This is a genomic window from Acidobacteriota bacterium, assembly GCA_040752915.1.
Lineage (GTDB): Bacteria > Acidobacteriota > UBA4820 > UBA4820 > DSQY01 > JBFLVU01.
On the sequence record JBFMHB010000017.1, the window covers coordinates 29,444 to 47,025 of the forward strand.

Below are 17,582 nucleotides of genomic sequence, written 5' to 3' on the forward strand. Positions count from 1 at the left end.
TTGGCCGGCGTTGACACCGTCGATTCCTCCCTCATAATGTACTGGATCGCGAGGAGAGGGGAATGATCCCGCTGGAAGCCTTGGGCATGATCGAAACGCGCGGGTTCGTGGCGGCCGTGGAGGCCGCCGACGCCATGGTGAAGGCCGCCCGGGTTCTCCTCGTGGGCAAGGAGTACGTGGGCAGCGGCTTCGTCACGGTGATGATCCGGGGCGACGTGGGAGCCGTCAAGGCCGCCGTGGACGCCGGCTCCGCCGCGGCGAGGCGGGTGGGGGAGATCGTCTCCGTCCACGTCATTCCCATGCCCTACGGACAGGTGGAATCCATCCTCCCCCAGCCCTCGTCGGCGAAGGGCCCGACGCCCGCGGCGAAGGCGGGGGGCCGCCGGAAATCCTGATTCCATAGGGGTCCTCGATGGCCCGACAAGACGTGGATCGGGTTGTGGGCTCCGTCCGAAGGGCCCAGGCCCTCTTCTCGGAGTTCTCCCAGGACCAGGTGGACAAGGTCCTGGACGCCATGCACGCATCCAGCCTCCCCCTCCTCGAGAAGTGGGCCCGGCTGGCCCACGAGGAGACGGGCTACGGAACGGTGGCCGACAAGACGGTGAAAAACCGCTTCGCCGCCGAGGACGTCTATCGCTACATCCGCCCCATGCGCACCGTTGGGTTTCTGTCCGCGGACCCGGCCCAGGGCCTGTACGAGGTGGCCTCTCCGGTGGGCGTCGTGGCGGCGGTGGTCCCTTCCACCAACCCCACTTCCACGGCCCTGTACAAGATCCTCATCTCCCTCAAGGCCCGCAACGGCATCGTGCTCTCCCCCCACCCGACGGCCAAGGCCTGCATCCAGGCCGTGGCCGACGCCCTCCACGACGCCGCCGTGTCGGCGGGGGCTCCCCGGGGCATCGTCGGGGTGCTCCCGAACCCTTCCATCGAGGACACCCAGGCCCTCATGCGCCACCCCGGAGTGAACGTCATCCTGGCCACCGGCGGGATGGGCCTCGTGATGGCCGCCTACTCCTCCGGGAAGCCCGCCTACGGGGTCGGACCGGGCAACGTGCCGGCCTTCATCGAGAGGACCGCCGTCTTGAAGAAGGCCGTGCGGGACGTGGTGGCCGGCAAGGCCTTCGACTGGGGGACCATCTGCGCCAGCGAGCAGTCGGTCATCGTGGACGCCCCCCTCGCCGAAAAGGCCCGGGAGGAGTTCGCCGCCGCGGGCGGGTATTTCGTGGACGACCGCGAGAAGGCCCTTCTCGAGGCCTTGGTGGTGGACAAGGATGGACGCCTGAACCCCAAAGTGGTGGGCCGGTCCCCCCAGGCCATCGCATCGATGGCGGGCTTCGACCTGCCGGCCGGGGTGAGGGCCCTCCTGGTCCCCGAGGCCGGGGTGGGGCGAGACTTCCCCCTGACTCTGGAAAAGCTCTCCCCCATCCTTTCTTATTTCGAGGCCGACGGGTGGGAGGCGGGATGCCAGCGGTGCATCGAGGTCCTCCAGTACGGAGGGTTGGGCCACACCCTGTGCCTCCATACGCAGGATCCCGAAGTGATCCGGCAGTTCGCCCTGCGCAAGCCCGTCTTCCGCATCGTGGTGAACAGCCCGGGAACCCACGGGGCCATCGGCTACACGACCAACTTGCCGCCCGCCCTGACCCTGGGGTGCGGCGCCCTCGGCAACAACATCACGAGCGACAACATCACGCCCCTCCACCTCATGGACCGAAAGCGCGTCGCGCTGGAGGTTCGGCCCCTCGAGGAACCGACGGCCGTCCCCTTGCCGCCTCTCGTGAAGGTGCCGGACGGTCTCGAGGACGCGGCGCGCAGGTTCCTGGCCCAGAAGCTCGGACCGGCCGGCCGTGGGGGGCAGGCCCCGTCGGCCCCCGCGCGGGAGCCCGAGCGCCCGTCCGATTTCGTGTGCGAGGCCGACGTTCGATCCGCCCTTCGGGACGGCCGGAGGATCCGGATTCATGCCCGGACCCTCCTGACCCCCTCGGCCCGGGAGCTGGGCGAACAGCACCGGGTCTTCGACCGGGACTGAGGCGCGGGGGACAACGAACCGTCGGGCCTCCCTTCCGGTGCGGCCGGATCGTGTCCCGCGCGTGATCGAACCCCAGCGATGGGGCTTGTCAGGAATGGGGTGGCCGATGGGCGAAGGCTGGGATTTCGTCGTCGTGGGATCGGGCTTCGGCGGCTCGGTGGCGGCCCTTCGCCTGGCCCAGAAGGGGTACTCCGTCCTGGTGGTCGAGCAGGGCCGGAGGTGGCGGCCCCAAGACTTCCCCTCCACCAACTGGAAGGTCTGGGACTCTTTCTGGTTCCCGAAGATCCTCTGCACGGGAATCCAGCAGCTTACGCTTCTGAGGGACTCTCTCGTCCTGCACGGAGCGGGCGTGGGGGGAGGCAGCCTGGTGTACGCCAACGTCCTCATGACCCCCACGGAGGAGGCCTTTCAGGACCCGAAGTGGCGAGACTTGAGGGATTGGAAAAGGGTCCTCGAACCCCACTACGCGGAAGCGCGGCGCATGCTGGGAGTGGTCACCAACCCACGGCTCACGCGGGCCGACGAGGTCCTGCGGCAGGTGGCGGAGGAAATGGGCCGGGAGGGGACCTTCGAACCCACCCAGGTGGCGGTCTTTTTCGGAGAGCCGGACCGCACCGTGCCGGACCCCTACTTCGGAGGAGAGGGCCCCGACCGGACGGGATGCACCTTCTGCGCGGGATGCATGGTGGGGTGCCGCGTGGGGGCCAAGAACACCCTCGACCGGAACTACCTTTACCTGGCCGAAAAGCAGGGGGCCCGCATCCTGTCCGAGACGCGCGTCACGCTCGTGGCGGCCCTGCCGGACGGCGGGTACCGCCTCGAGACGGAGCGCGCCACGCGGCCCCTGTTCAAGGGCCGGAGCGAGATCCGCGCGCGAAACGTGGTGGTGGCGGCGGGGGTCCTGGGGTCCGTCCCACTGCTCCTGGAGTCCAAGCGACGGGGCGCCCTGCCCCATCTGTCCGACCGCCTGGGCGACTATGCCCGGACCAACAGCGAGGCGCTCCTCGGGATCACCGGGGGGCGCAGGAGCCCCGACCTGTGCGAGGGCGTCGCCATCACTTCCCACGTCTTCCTGGACGACGTGACGCGGTTCGAGCCCGTCCGCTATCCCCGGGGCTCGGACGTCATGTGCCTTCTCGGCACCCCTCTCACCGACGGCGGGACCCGGCTCACGCGGCCCCTGAAGTGGATCGGCAACTGCTTGAAGAACCCCGTCGGATTCCTCCGGACCCTCTGGCCCCTCGGGCGCGCGCGGAAGACCGTGATTCTCCTGGTCATGCAAACTCTGGACAACCGCATGCGGCTCCTCCTGAAGCGAAGATGGTACTGGCCCTTCGGTAGGGCCCTCACCTCGGAGGACCCTCCGGGCCATCCCCGGGTTCCGGCCTACATTCCCCTGGCCAACGAGGCGGCGCGGAAGGTGGCCGAGCGCCTGGGGGCCACCCCGCAGAGTTCGCTCAACGAAGTTCTCCTCAACATTCCCACGACGGCCCACATCCTGGGCGGCTGCGCCATGGGGAAGGGCCCCGAGGACGGCGTGGTGGACGCGGAGTGCCGGGCCTTCGGCCACGAAGGCCTCTACATCTGCGACGGCTCGGTCATCGGCGCAAACCTGGGGGTGAACCCGAGCCTCACCATCGCGGCACTGACCGAATACGCCATGAGCCGGATCCCTGCCCGGGGCGACTCCCCCCGCGCGGGGTGAGCCCGTGACCGAACACGCCCGCCACCTGTGGCGCACGGCCTTCATGGCGGCCTTCGTCGCCGGGGCCGCATGGGTGTTCACCTATCAGTGGCTCCGCCTGGATCCCAGGGCGGTCTTCGCGGCCCTGAAAACCCTTCCCCCCGGCCACATTGCCGCCGCGTTTCTCGCGGCGGCTCTCGGCCACCTCGCCATCACGGGGTACGACGCCGTGGCCTGTCGGGCGGCGGCCGTGCGCCTGCCCTATCCCAAGGTCGCCGCCGCCGCGTTCATCGGCTCCGCCTTCGGGATGAACGCCGGCTACCCCCTCCTCACGGGAACGCCGTTCCGCCTTCGGGTGTACGCCCTCTGGGGGCTTCCCGTCCCGGACATTCTCCGCGTGGTGGCCGGGAGCGCCCTCGCCTACTGGACCGGAAGCCTGGCCATGGCGGGGGCGGCCCTCGCCTTCGTTCCCGCGGGAGGGCTCCTCCTGCGAACGGGCCTGGATCCCCGCTGGATCGGGACCCTTCTCCTGGGGGGCTGGCTGGTCTTTTTCCTGTGGACCCTCTTCCGTCGGACCCCCGTTCGGCTTCGCGGCTGGACCCTCCCTCCGCCCTCCGGGTCAAGGACCTTGGCCGCCTTGGCCGTATCGGCCCTGGACTGGTCGCTGGCCGCCGCCACGCTCCACCTGCTCCTCCCTCCAGACCCGGGCCTTCGCTTTTGGACGATCTTCGGCATCTACGTCCCGGCGGCCCTGGGCGTGTGGCTCCTTCAGATTCCGGCCGGCATCGGCGTCCTGGACACGGCGGTCCTCGTCCTTCTCCCGCCCCAGGCGCCCGAGGCCTCCGTCCTGGGCGGACTCCTCCTCTTCCGCGGCGTTTATTACCTCTTTCCCCTGGCGGTGGCGGCCCTGCTCTACTTCGCCCTCGAGGGAAGGGGTCACCTCCGCCGCCGCAGGAAGTACCTGCGCGCGCTCCTCGACCGGGCGCGCCACCGGGTTTAACCTTCGGGCTACTCTTGCGAATCTGTGCATCCCGAAGGGCGGCGCAACGGCTCGTAGGCCCGCACGGATTCTCCAGAAGAGACAACTTTCGCGTGCCGACGCGCCTTCCTCCGGAGGCGATTTGCTTTAAAATGGCGCCCGGAGGGGAGAGGTGGCGCGAACCAAGATCGTCTGCACCCTGGGCCCGGCGGCCCAGACCGAGGCGTGCATCGAGGCCCTGGCCCTCCAGGGCATGGACGTGGGCCGGCTGAACTTTTCGCACGGCACGTACGCGGACCACGCCCGACGCTACGAGGCCCTTCGCAAGGTGTCGCGGAAGATCGGGCGGCCTCTGGCGGCTCTCCAGGACCTCCAGGGGCCCAAGATCCGCCTGGGTTCGTTCCGCGATCCCGTCGTCCATTTGGAGGAAGGAGCCCCCTTCACCCTTACCATCAAGCCTTGCGAGGGCAGTACGTCCCGGGCCCACACCACCTACGCGCGCCTTCCGAAGGACGTCAAAAAGGGGGACCGGATCTACCTCGCCGACGGCACGATCGAGCTCCATGTCGAGCGTCTCGCCGGGAGCGAGGTTCTTACCCAGGTGGCCCGCGGAGGCCCCCTCCGCTCCCACCAGGGGATCAACCTGCCCGGGGTTCAGCTGAGCACTCCGTCCCTCACCGCCAAGGACAAGCGGGACCTCGCCTTCGGCCTCGAACTCGGCGTGGATTTCGTGGCCCTCTCCTTCGTCCGGCGTCCGGGAGACCTCCGAGCCCTGAAAGCCCTCCTCGGCAAGTCCCCCCACCCGCCGTGGATCGTGGCCAAGATCGAAAAGCCCGAGGCCCTCGACCACCTGGACGGGATCCTTTCGGAGGTCCATGGGGTCATGGTGGCCCGGGGCGACCTCGGCGTCGAACTGGGGTTGGAGAAGGTGCCCCATGCCCAGAAGACGATCATCTCCGAGGCCAACCGGAGGGGGAAGTTCGTCATCACGGCCACCCAGATGCTCGAGTCCATGGTGGACCATCCGACCCCCACCCGGGCGGAGGTGTCGGACGTGGCCAACGCCATCTTCGACGGCACCGACGCCGTCATGCTGTCGGGGGAGTCCGCCGCGGGGAAATACCCCGTGGAGGCCGTCTCCTTCCTCCACCGCATCGCCGAGGAGGCCGAGCGGAGCCCCTTCTACCACCCGGAGCGTCAGCCTTTCACGGGCGTGGCCGACTTTCATCACGCCGCCAGCCACGCGGCCGCCAGCGCCGCGCGGGACCTCGGGGCCGCGGCCGTGCTCTCCATCACGCCCACGGGCCGGATGCCCCGGCTCCTCTCCAAGTTCCACATGGCCTGTCCGGTCATCGCCTGTTCGGCCCACGAGGAGGTTCTGAGGCGGCTGGCCGTGGTGTGGGGCGTCGTGCCCCTGCGGGTGGAGCCCGCCTTCGACGCGGAGAAGGCCGTCACGGGAGCCCTCGAGGCCGCCAGCCGGGCGGGCCACATCCACGCCGGACAGACGGTCCTCGTCACCCTCTCCATGCTGGCGGGCGAATCGGAGATCACCAACGTGCTGAAATTGCACCGGGTCTGATACGGGTTTCCCCTCGCGCCCCAGGCACCAGCGGGGCCGTTGCGGGAGTAAGATGAAGGGCCCGGCGCCGGGATGTGGGAGGAAGACATGGATTCTCTCGTGCAGAACGTCCGCGAACTCGTCGAGAAAGTGGTGGAGAACAACCGCTGGCGCCAGAGGCGCTGCGTGAACCTGATCCCCTCCGAGAACACGCCGTCCCTCCTCGTCAAGCTCTGCGAGATCGGAGATCCCTCGGGGCGGTACGCCGAGCACAAGACGGCCCTCAAGAAGGAAGTGGAGTCCCTCCAGGGCTCGGGGGCCCTCAAGGGAGACCAGGTCTACTACTACCAGGGCACGGACTTCATCTACGAAGTGGAGCAGCGGCTCAAGGCCGAATTCGGCGCTTACATCGGCGGCGAGGAGGTGGAGACGCGGCCCGTCTCGGGGCAGATGGCCAACGAGATCGTCTTCAAGGCGGTCCTGAAGTTCCTCTCGGCCAAGCCCGACGGCTTCGCGCCGTTGAGCGCCTCGGGGCGCATCCCGGCGGTGATGAACAACGGCCTGAACGCCGGAGGCCACCTCTCGGCCCAGCCCTTCGGGGCCCTCTTCAACTTCGTGGACGGCGACGTCGTCAACTTTCCGCTGGAGCCGGGAAATCCGTACAAGATCGACGTGGAGAAGATGCTCGCCCTCGTGGACCGGCACCGCCCGCCCCTGGTGATCTTCGGGAAGAGCCTCTTCCTTCATCCCGAGCCCGTGACCGCCCTGAGGTCCCACGTGCAGTCCCTGGGCGGGTACCGCCCAATCGTCATGTTCGACGGGGCCCACGTGCTCGGAATCCTCGGCCCGCACTTCCAGGATCCGCTTTCGGAAGGGGCCGACGTGGTCACCGGCTCGACCCACAAGACCTTTTTCGGTCCCCAGCGGGGCATCGTGGCGGGCCGCTTCCCCAAAGAGAGCCCCTTGAGAAAACTGTGGACGGAGATCCAGGGACGCGCCTTCCCCGGCTCCACCAGCAACCACCACCTCGGGACCCAGCTCGCCATGCTGGCCGCCACCCTCGAGATGAACGCCTTCCGGGAGGAGTACCAGCGGCAGGTGCTTTCCAACGCCCGGGCCTTCGCCGCCGCGCTCTCCCGCGAGGGAATCCCCGTGGAGGGCGGGGAGGCCGAGGGCTTCACGCACACCCACCAGGTCGTGGTGCGCGTCTCCCCCTTCGGCGACGGCAAGGAGATCGCCCACCGCCTGGAGCGAAACCACATCGTCGTCAACTTCCAGGCCCTTCCCGACGACGAGACCTTCTACCACCCGAGCGGCCTGAGAACGGGCGTCCAGGAGATGACTCGCTTCGGCATGAAGGAAGGCGACTTCTCGGATCTGGCCCGGATTTTCGCCGACGTGGTGATCCGGAAGAAGGACGCGGCGGAGGAAGTGGCGGGCTTCCGCGCCAAGTTCACCACCATGGGATACTGCCTCGGCCCGGAGGAGACCCTCTCCGTGGCGCCGGCCCTCTTCGAGAGCCTCTTTCCCGCTCATCCCTTTTTCGAGCGCTTCGCCCAGGCTCTGAGGGCCGCCACGCCCTAGCCCGTTTTCGCCCCGAAGGCGGGAGGGGGGAGGCCCGAAGGCCTCCCCCCTTTTCATGGACCGCGGAGCGATCTCTCGATCACCGCACCTTCATCCCAAGGGTCCGGACGAGAAAGGCGAATCGGTCCGCGGCCTCCTCGATGCGCTTGGCCGTGGGCTTTCCCTGCCCGTGCCCCGCCTTGGTTTCGACGCGAAGGAGGAAGGGCCCTCCCTTGCCCTCGGCCTGCAGGAGAGCCGCCATCTTGCGCGCGTGGAGCGGGTCCACCCGGCTGTCGCTGGCCCCCGTCATGAGGAGGGTGGGGGGGTAGGTCACATCGCCCCGGACGTTGTGGTAGGGCGAGTAGGCGCGGAGGTACTTGAACTGCTCCGGGTCCTCCGAAGAGCCGTACTCGGGGATCCAATAGCGGGCGATGGAGAAGCGGTGGTAGCGGAGCATGTCGAGGAGAGGCACCTCGATGACCACGGCGCCGAAGAGGTCCGGTCGCTGGGTCAGCGCGGCTCCCGTGAGCAGGCCTCCGTTCGATCCGCCCTCCGCCGCGAGGCGTTCCTTCGAGGTGTATCCGTTGGCGACGAGGAATTCGGCCGCCGCGTAGAAGTCGTCGAAGACGTTCTGCTTCTTCTCGCGCATCCCGGCCCGGTGCCAGGCTTCGCCGTACTCTCCTCCGCCCCGCAGGTTGGGCAGGGCGAAGACGCCTCCCTGTTCGAGCCACCACAGGACGACGGGGGAGAAGAAGGGCGTCTCGGAGATCGTGAACCCGCCGTAGCCGGTGAGGTAGCAGGGGGCGGTCCCGTCCCTGCGCAAGTCCTTCTTGTGGGCCACGAACATGGACACCTTCGTTCCGTCCCGGCTCGTCACCCACACCTGCTCGGTGGCGAAGTCGTCGGTGCGGAAGGGGACCCTCGGCGCGAAGAAGGTGGCGAGGCTTCCCTCCCCCACGTCGTACCTCAGGACGGTTTTCGGCAGGGTAAAGCCCGAGACCGTCAGGAAGACCCGGCGGCTGTCCCACCGGCCCGAGGTGCCTGAAACCGAGACCATGGGCGGGAGGGGGACGCTGCCCAGGTCCTTTCCGTCGAGCCCCCGGATGTCCACCCGGCAGGTGGCGTTGTGGAGCGACTCCACGAAGAGTCGTCCGCCGTAGATCGCGATGCTGTCCAGGGAGTCCTTCCCCTCGGGGATGATCTCCGTCCACTTCTCGCGACGCGGATCCACAAGGTCCACGGCGAAGACGCGCCCGTTGGGCGCGCCCTCCGTCGTGAGGCAGTAGAAGACCCCGTTGTAGATTTCGCCCTCGTACTGGTCGTGGAAGCCCCGCGTGATCTGGACGAGGGCGCCCGACCGGAGGTCCTTCACCCAGATTTCCGTGCTGCGGTCCGAGCCCTCGTAGGCGGAGATGAGCAGGTGGTTCGCGTCGTTGGAGAGGGCCACGCCGAAGCCGATCTCCTTCTTGGCCGGGCAGGCGAGAACCAGCGTGTCCGCCTCCGGATCGTCGCCCAGCCTGTGGAAGAGGACCTTCCGGTTGTAGTTCCTCTCGTTCTCCGGGACCGTTCCCGGCTTGGGAAAACGGGTGTAGTAGAACCCCGTCTCGTCGGGAAGCCACGCCACCGAGGAGAACCGGCACCCGTCGATGACGTCGGAAAGGTCCCGGCCCGTGGCCGTCTCCCGGATCCGCAGGACGCTCTGCTCCGTGCCGTTCGGGGACGTGCCGTAGGCCACGTACTTCCCCTTTTCGCTCACGTACCACCAGTCCATGGCCACCGTGCCGTCGGCGGACAGGGTGTTCGGGTCGATGAGGACACGGGACGCGCCTTCGGGCCCCTCCTGGACGTAAAGAGGAGACTGGTTCTGGAGGCCGTCGTTTTTCGTGTAGAAAAGCAGGCCACCGGCCTCGACCGGCGTGTCCATTTTCTCGTAGTTCCACAGCGCCTTGAGCCGCTTGGCGATGGCCGGCCGAGCCGGGACGGCGTCGAGGTAGCGCCGCGTGACGGCGTTTTGGGCCTCCGTCCAGGCGGCCACTTCGGGCGATTCACCGTTCTCCAGCCAGCGGTAGGGATCCGAAATCGCCGTGCCGAAGTAGTCGTCGGTCACCTTTTCGGCGCGGGTGGCCGGGTACGAGATCCCCGCCCCGGGACTTTCCGCCCCCCCAGCCAGACAGACGGCCAGGGCCAGCGCTCCGAGGACCGTTTCCTTCGTGAATGTGCGCATGGGGCTTTACTCCTTCCGATCGGACTTGGTCATGGATCAGTGAACCTTCGGTGAATCCGCTGGAGAATCGGCGTCTCCCGACGGCGTGAGCGGAACATCGGCATAGGCGCGATGGAGGTCGAGAATCTCCCCTTCGTGGCCGAGGAAGCAGGCGAGCACCTCCGGGTCGAAGTGGCCCGGGCGGACGCGCGCGTCCCCGGCGGCGAGGATCCGGAGGGCCTCCGCGTGGCCCAGCGGCGGCTTGTAGGGACGCGCGCTGCGGAGGGCGTCGTACACGTCCACCACCTTCACGATGCGCGCCGAGAGGGGGATGGCCTCCCCGGAAAGACCGTCGGGATAGCCGGTCCCGTCCCAGTTCTCGTGGTGGCACAGGGCGATCTCCCTGGCCATGCCCAGCCGGGGCGAATCTCCCAGGATCACGGCGCCGTAGCGCGGATGGCGCCGCACCCAGGACCACTCCTCCTGGGTCAAGGCACCCGGCTTCCTCAGGACGGCGGGAGGGAGGCTGAGCTTTCCCACGTCGTGCATCTGCGCGCTGTGGCCGATCCACTTGAGGAAATCGCCGCCGCATCCCAGGCGGCCGGCGAGCAGGACGGAGGCGGCGTTGACCCGCAGGATGTGGTTCCCCGTGTCCTGGTCGTTCAGCTCGGCGGCGCGGGCCAGGGCGGTCATCATGTAGACGAAGGAGGCCTCGGTCTCCCGGACCTGCTCCGAAAGGCGCTCCAGAAAGCCCCGCTCGAGGGCCAGGGTCCTCAGCACCTGGGCGTCGTGGATGTTCACCTCCTGGGAGTAGCCGGCGGCGAGGACCCAATGGTCCCCGTGGGAGAGGCCGGCGAGGCCCGCCAGGGTCCCAGGGGGGCCGAAAAGGGGCTCCAGGTCCGAGGGGAGCCTCCCGCCCAGCCAGAAGAGTCCCCCTTCCCGCCCCGCCGGCTCCAGGCCCCTTTCCAGGCAGGCGAGGGGGATGCGCGCCGGAGTGGACTCCAGGCGTCCCTCCACCAGGCGGAAGGCCGTTCCGGCCAGCGTTCCAGCCTGTTCGCTCCCCGCCCAGAGGCGGGACGGGCGGAGGGAGTCCGCGCCGCCTTCCCGCAGGAGGGCCGCGACGACGGCCTCTCCGAGCCGGTCCAGGGGCTCCCGGCTGAGGAACAGCCCTTCGGCGATGGCCCCCAGGTCCCCGATCTGCCGGTAGGCGTTGAGGAGCTGGTCGTTCATCCGCTTGAACCGGAGGAGGGAGCGCACCCGGGCGCGGAGCTCCAGGGGATCCACGGGTTTGAGGAGAAAATCGTCGGCCCCCAGTTCCAGGCTACGGATCCGCGACTCCCGGTCTTCCAGGCCCGTGATCACGACGATGGGGATGAAGCGGGTGCTCTCCTCCTCCTTGAGGGCCTTCAGGACGGAGAAGCCGTCCCCGCCCGGGAGTTCCAGGTCGAGCACGATGAGGTCCGGCGGCGAGAGGTTCACGTGGGCCAGGACCTCGGCGCCGGCGACGGCCTCCGAGAGGTCGTATCCCTCGGGCTCCAGGACCCCCGAAAGGATGGCCCTCACCAGGGCGTCATCGTCGGCCACCAGGATCCGGTGCGTCATCGCCCCCCCTTCGCCCTCGCAAACCAGTTTATACGAAGCCAGGAGCGCCGCGGTTTCGCCCGCCGCTCGTTGACCGCCCGCCGGCCGCGCGGCTATCCTGGCGCCGGAGGTTCCCATGGCCCACGTGGTGGTTCCCGAGGCGGAGGCCCTGCTCGACCGGGAATTCCCGGTTCTCGACAAGGGCTTCGTCCGCCTCGTCGATTACCTCGGCTCCGACGAACGCATCGTCCAGGCGGCGCGCGTCTCCTACGGTCGGGGCACGAAGACCGTCCGGGAAGACGCGGCCCTCATCGACTACCTCATGCGCAACCAGCACACCTCGCCCTTCGAGCAGGTGGTCCTGACCCTCCACGTGAAGCTTCCCATTTTCGTGGCGAGGCAGTGGGTGCGCCACCGCACGGCGCGCCTCAACGAGATCTCGGGACGCTACTCGGTCATGAAGGACGAGTTCTACGTCCCCACGGCTCAGACCTTGAGAACCCAATCGGAGGTGAACAAGCAGGGCCGCTCCGAGGAGAGCCTCTCGGAGGACGACGCCAGGGCCGTCGTGGAAGGGCTCGCGGCCGGCCAGGCGGAAGCCTACGCCCGCTACGAAGCCATGCTGGAAAAGAACCTGGCCCGCGAGGTGGCCCGCATCGGCCTTCCCCTGAGCCTGTACACCGAGTGGTACTGGCAGATGGACCTCAACAACCTTTTCCGCTTCCTCAAACTGCGGCTCGACGCCCACGCCCAGTGGGAGATCCGCCAGTACGCGCGAGTCATCGCGGACCTCACGCGCGCCGTGGCGCCCCTGGCCTACGCCGCCTTCGAGCGCCACGTCCTCTACGCCGTGACCCTCTCCTCCGAGTCCGCCCGCTGGCTCAAGTCCCGCCTCGAGGGGCAGGGGGACCTTCCCAAGGAAGTTCGGGAGAAACTGGGCACGGAGTAGGCGACCCGAGGGCAGAGGGCGCCTACTTGAGATCGCTCCAGCGCTTTCCCACGCTCGTCCCGGCCACGAGGGGGACCTTCAGCGGAAGGGCGGCCTCCATGGAGTCCTTCAAGATCTTCGCCACCTGAGGCGCCAGGGCCTCCGGGGCCTCCACGATGAGTTCGTCGTGGACCTGGAGCACCAGGCGCGCGCCCTGGGGCAGGCGGGGCTCCACCTCCACCATGGCCTTCTTGATGAGGTCCGCGGCGCTGCCCTGGACGGTGGTGTTCACGGCCTGGCGGATCAGGGCCTGCTGGAGGGGCTTGGCGGCGCGGGCGATGCCCGGGAAGAGCCGGCGGCGCCCGAGGATCGTCGTCACCTCCTCGGCCGCGAGGACCGACTCCACGACCCCGTCCACGTAGGCCCTCACCCGAGGGAATCGCGCGAAGTACCGTTCGATGAAGGCCTTGGCCTCCTTTTGCGAAACCCCAAGCTCCCGGGCCAGGCCGAAGGGCCCCATGCCGTAGAGGACGCCGAAGTTCACCGCCTTGGCCTGGCGGCGCATGTCGGGCGTGACGAAGGGCGGGGCCACGCCGAAGACCTCCGAGGCCGTGGCCGTGTGGATGTCCCGGCCCTCCGTGAAGATCCTCGCCAGGGCCTCGTCCCCCGAGAGGTGGGCGAGCATGCGCAGTTCGATCTGGCTGTAGTCGGCCCCCGCCAGGAGGTGCCCCTCGGCGGCGAGGAAGCCGCGGCGGATGCGCGGCCCCCACTCGCCCCGCGCGGGGATGTTCTGGAGGTTGGGGTCCGAGGAGGAGAGGCGCCCCGTGGCCGCCACGGTCTGGTGGAAGGCCGCGTGGATGCGCCCCGTGGCCGGGTCCACCTGCTGGGGCAGGGTGTCCACGTAGGTGCCCTTGAGCTTGGCCAGCATCCGGTGGTCCAGGATCAGGCCCACCACGGGGTGGGCCTCCCGGAGGGCCTCGAGGACCTCGCTGTCGGTGGAGTAGCTCTTGGTCTTCGAGGTGCGCTTCTGGACGGGCAGGTTCAACTTCTCGAAGAGGACCTCCCCCACCTGGCGGGGGCTCGCCACGTTGAACGACAGGCCCGCCGCCGCGTGGATCCGCCCCTCCAGATCCCTGAGGGCCCCGCCCATCTCCTCGCCCAGCCTCTGGAAATAGGCCGAATCCACCGCGACGCCGGCCGCCTCCATGCGAGCCAGAACGGGGATGAGCGGCCCTTCGATCTCCTCGTAGAGGCGTCCCATGCCCAGGCGCACCAGCTCGGCCCGCAGGGCCGGCGCCAGGCGGGCCAGGAGGAGGGCCTGGAGGGCGGGGGGGCCGCCTTCCGTCCGGAGGGAGAGGAACCGCTCCGAAAGGTCCGCCACCGAAGGCACCCGGGCCGAGGGGTCCAGGAGATACCCCACCACCGCCGCGTCCAGCGCCCCCGGTCCCGGAAGGAATTCGGAGGGCCCCATCCGCCGCAGGAGGCTCTTCAGCCCGTGAACGCACAGGGGCAGGCGGGCGAGGCGAGGCGCATCCGGGGCTTGGGAGGAAAGGACCCACACGCCGGAGCCGTCCGAGAGGAAGATCTCCTCCTCGGTCCAGGCCATCCCGACATCGCCCGCGCGGGAGAGGGCCTCCCACCCGGGGCCGTCCAGCGGTCGCGCGGAGGGGGCCTCCGCGCCGGGCGGAGGGGCCTGGCCCGGATCGGGCACCACGAGAGAAGAGAATTCGTACTCCCGAAAGAGGGCCTGGAGGCGCTCCCGATCGGGGGCGGCCAGCCGCAGGTCTTCCAGCGGAATGTCCACGGGCGCGTCCGTGCGGATGGTGGCGAGGTCCCGGGAGAGGCGGGCCTGGTCCGCGAACTGCAAGAGCCCCTCCCGGTAAGCCTTGCGGGTCACCTCGGCGGCGTGGCCCAGGACCGCCTCCAGATCCCCGTACTGGCGCACGAGTTCCTTGGCGCCCTTCTCGCCGATCCCCGGAACGCCGGGGATGTTGTCCGTGGGATCGCCCCAGAGGGCCAGCACGTCCACCACGCGCTCGGGCGGCACGCCGAAGACCTCCTCCACTCCCTTCTCGTCGAGGAGGGCGTCCTCCTTCTTCGTGTGCAGGACGCGCACCCCCGGCCGGACCAGCTGGAAGAGGTCCTTGTCGGCGGTGACGATGACCGCCTCCATTCCCGCCTCCACGGCGCGCCGGGCCAGCGTCCCGATGAGGTCGTCGGCCTCGTACCCCGGCGTTTCGAGGAGGGGAAGGCCCATGGCCCTCAGGATCTCCTTCGCCGGCTCGATCTGCCTCGCCATGTCGTCGGGCATGTCGGGGCGGTTGGCCTTGTAGGCCTCGAAGGCCTCGTGGCGGAAGGTGGGCGCGGGCGTGTCGAAAACAAAGGCCACGCGCTCCGGGCGGTGGTCCTTCAGAAGCTTCTCCGCGATCTTGAGGGTGCCGTAGATGGCGTTCGTGGGCCGGCCGTCGCGCGTGGAGAGGCTCCGGATGGCGTAAAAGGCCCGGAACAGGATCGACGAGGCGTCCACGAGGTACAAGGTCTGAGCCATTCCGGTCTCCCGCAGGGTCTCCATTGTAGCGCCAATCCAGGCCCTCCGGGCGGCCCCCCTTGGCCGCTCTCCTCGAAGTCCTCCACGGAAGCGGCCTTTCTGACCTGCATGGGCCGGCATCTCGGCCGATGCAACCATCGGCCTATACCAAGGCCAGTTCGCGCCCCTTGACGCTCCCCGTGGATCACCGGTGGGCGGATTCCCCTGTGCTTTCAAGGGGACCGCTCAACGTGTCCTTTAAAACCTAGACCACCGCGAGCGAAGGCTGTTACTAATCCGAGAGGGAAGGGGTTGGCCCCTTCCCTCTCGGCGCTCGGCTGGGTAAAGCCCACCGCGGTGGGCAGGTTTCGCAAACAGGCCCGCGGCTTCGGCCTCGCTGCTCTCCCATTCCCGCTTCGAAGGAGCCCCTTGCAAAGAGCCAACCTTGTTCATGTCGGAGTGGCAAGGGGAAATGTGTCAATACAAGACCTGACCCCTTTTGCTTTTGTCTTCTTCGCTTGTACCCTTGATCTGCCTAAAATGAACTATTGAAAGTGCCAGGAAATAGCTGCCTAGAATCGCGGCGAGCAGAATACCTGTAATGTCTTTATGATGGAACAATAACGCCGATGAAATGGCGAGGCCAATCACCAAATTCAATAACGCTCCAACGTGATGACTGTATTTGGTTGAGCTTAGGCGCTTTGCTTTGTAGAAAGATGCGTAGGCCATAGGGCACAGCAGTACGAGAAGGACAACAACGGCCAGTATTGTCCAACCAACATTCATACCTGTTGAGACTTCGGTACCGACATTTAGGAGGACCATTTCTCTAACACTCCTTCACCGGCGTAACGTTGCGGTTGACCCGCCCGTGAAGGCGGGCGAAGCCCGCCGGAACGGGTCGGGTCGAGCCGCGGGTTAGGCGTCATTCTGGCCAATTCTCACTAAGACCAAGTACTTCGCGAAAGGTCTCTCCGGCGTTGTGCTGAATTCGATCGTTCACGACTTTGGCATTGGGCATCCGTAGAAAGGAGTCAGGTAGCTGAAGGTTTGCCCAGGGGTTCACATAGAGCGTATGCCTTCTGCGCGCAAGTGTGTATGGGGAGAGATTGCTGAATAGCCACGCGCCACTACACCGAGTTCCGCGTGGGCCGGAAGGCCCTCGCCATGCGCCATTCGGGGCGCGCTCAAAGCGCGGTTCATCCTGCTCTGCGCCGACGGTGAAAATGAACTGCTCCTGGCCGAATAGAGCCTGCGCTTCGTCGATTGGATCAAGGTTGAAGGTATCCACATTGACCGCCACAACCAATGGCAAGTCAAGCACACCGTACCATCGTGCCTTAGACAGTACCGCTTCGCGAATCGGGGTCCAGGTGTCAATAAAGCCGGCGCCGAAGTTACGCATCCCAATCAGGCGCCGCGGTAACCTCCGAGCTTCAGGCTTCACAGGGATGGCGCGTACCCGGACTCGCCAGTCCTCGTGCTGCCACTGGAATTCGGGCAAGGCTGCGTAGTTATCGGCCGACTCGGCAATGACGAGGTCTGGGTCGAGCGTGTCAAGCCACCGAACAACCTCAGTCGCTAGGCGCCTGCCGCTAGGTTGTGTTGCGGGGTCGCCTGTGGAATCAACGGCCACCATGAAGGAATGGTGATAGGCGGAATCAAGCACCTGCAAAGCGACGGCCTTCCGGGCTTCCGACGGTACGTCCCGACCATCATCGTCCGACGCGCAGACTGCCTCTAGGTAGAGCTGACTGCCGTCGGGGCAGGTAATGCAAAAATCGGGTCGGGTTGACGATCCATTCGGCAGCTCGGGGTGAGGTGTCAGCGCGAATCCCAATCGTCGCAGGTACTCGTGTATGAACAGTTCGAACGTCCCGGAGGCGAAGTGGCGAGGGTCACCTGAGCGGAGACGCGCGATTAGTTCTGACTGTTCCGCAGTGGGGTAATTCTCCAAACAGACCTCCAGTAACGACCGAACCCTATCGGCGGCAGGCCAAGCGCATCGGTCTAAGAAAGCGAACTCAGTTTCTGTCGCGCGCTTAGGATTGTGATCGGTGCGAGCGGTTGTGCTGAATAGCATTTGTGACGGCTAACTACCAATAGACGGCCGTGATAGCCCGCTGACATGGCGGGCTATCACTGGCTTGCCGCCTATCAGAACATAGGCTGATACTGGCAACTGTATGTGAGTCATGTAGATAGCCCCCCTTCTGTCAGCCTCCCAGGATAAGCCCGCCAGGTTAGGCTGCCCTTTTCAAGGCCTAGACCCTTCACGCGGCCGGCCGACCCGTTGGCCTCTCTCCGTTGTTTTCCCCTGCCGGTGGCTTCGATTCTGCCCCGTTCGATTCGGCGTTTCAAGCCTCCTCCGTACTTACCGTCGCGGGGATTGTCTTCGTAGCGGCCGATGCTCGCATCGGCCGAAGGGCCGGCCCTTGGCGAGCAAGGGCCGCTACGGTGGAGGCCTTCGTGGGGGGAGGGCGCGGGGGCCCTCCCCTACGAAGAAGGGAGGCCTTTGGAGAGAACA

The 17,582-nt window shown here is 67.4% G+C and carries 12 protein-coding genes; 7 read left to right on the forward strand and 5 right to left on the reverse strand.

The genetic code is table 11. The features are described from left to right. The first annotated feature begins 62 nt into the window (after positions 1-62). The 6 genes from AB1824_05025 to AB1824_05050 all read left to right on the forward strand — a co-directional run bounded on the left by AB1824_05025 (position 63) and on the right by AB1824_05050 (position 7,834). On the forward strand, positions 63-395 hold the full coding sequence (locus tag AB1824_05025) for a BMC domain-containing protein (GenBank protein ID MEW5764320.1): 333 nt from the start codon (positions 63-65) through the stop codon (positions 393-395). Positions 396-412: 17 nt separating this feature from the next. Continuing rightward, the gene (locus AB1824_05030; protein ID MEW5764321.1) at positions 413-2,029 is read left to right on the forward strand and encodes an aldehyde dehydrogenase family protein; all 1,617 of its coding nucleotides are present in this window, start codon (positions 413-415) and stop codon (positions 2,027-2,029) included. Positions 2,030-2,135: 106 nt separating this feature from the next. Continuing rightward, positions 2,136-3,734 (forward strand): GMC family oxidoreductase, encoded by a 1,599-nt coding sequence (locus AB1824_05035; protein MEW5764322.1) that lies wholly within the window; start codon positions 2,136-2,138, stop codon positions 3,732-3,734. 4 nt (positions 3,735-3,738) lie between these two features. Next, a complete protein-coding gene (locus tag AB1824_05040; GenBank protein MEW5764323.1) occupies positions 3,739-4,713 on the forward strand; it encodes a YbhN family protein in 975 nt (324 codons plus the stop codon). Positions 4,714-4,864: 151 nt separating this feature from the next. Then, entirely contained in the window at positions 4,865-6,271 is a 1,407-nt protein-coding gene (pyk, locus tag AB1824_05045) for a pyruvate kinase (GenBank protein ID MEW5764324.1), read from the forward strand. Positions 6,272-6,358: 87 nt separating this feature from the next. Further along, on the forward strand, positions 6,359-7,834 hold the full coding sequence (locus AB1824_05050) for a hypothetical protein (GenBank protein ID MEW5764325.1): 1,476 nt from the start codon (positions 6,359-6,361) through the stop codon (positions 7,832-7,834). A gap of 79 nt (positions 7,835-7,913) precedes the next feature. Here AB1824_05050 and AB1824_05055 read toward each other — a convergent pair whose 3' ends face one another. Beyond that, positions 7,914-10,037, reverse strand: coding sequence for a prolyl oligopeptidase family serine peptidase (locus AB1824_05055; protein ID MEW5764326.1), 2,124 nt, complete (start codon positions 10,035-10,037; stop codon positions 7,914-7,916). A gap of 36 nt (positions 10,038-10,073) precedes the next feature. After that, positions 10,074-11,618: an HD domain-containing phosphohydrolase gene (locus tag AB1824_05060; GenBank protein ID MEW5764327.1), complete on the reverse strand. Its 1,545-nt coding sequence runs from the start codon at positions 11,616-11,618 to the stop codon at positions 10,074-10,076. 115 nt (positions 11,619-11,733) lie between these two features. Here AB1824_05060 and thyX point away from each other — a divergent pair, with 115 nt between their 5' ends. Beyond that, entirely contained in the window at positions 11,734-12,546 is an 813-nt protein-coding gene (gene thyX / locus AB1824_05065) for an FAD-dependent thymidylate synthase (protein MEW5764328.1), read from the forward strand. Between the two features lie 22 nt (positions 12,547-12,568). Here thyX and AB1824_05070 read toward each other — a convergent pair whose 3' ends face one another. The 3 genes from AB1824_05070 to AB1824_05080 all read right to left on the reverse strand — a co-directional run bounded on the left by AB1824_05070 (position 12,569) and on the right by AB1824_05080 (position 17,012). Further along, complete coding sequence (locus tag AB1824_05070) at positions 12,569-15,073, reverse strand: DNA polymerase I (GenBank protein MEW5764329.1); 2,505 nt, start codon at positions 15,071-15,073, stop codon at positions 12,569-12,571. Positions 15,074-15,529: 456 nt separating this feature from the next. After that, entirely contained in the window at positions 15,530-15,880 is a 351-nt protein-coding gene (locus tag AB1824_05075) for a hypothetical protein (protein MEW5764330.1), read from the reverse strand. 100 nt (positions 15,881-15,980) lie between these two features. Further along, positions 15,981-17,012, reverse strand: coding sequence for a hypothetical protein (locus tag AB1824_05080; protein ID MEW5764331.1), 1,032 nt, complete (start codon positions 17,010-17,012; stop codon positions 15,981-15,983). Between the last annotated feature and the right edge of the window lie 570 nt (positions 17,013-17,582).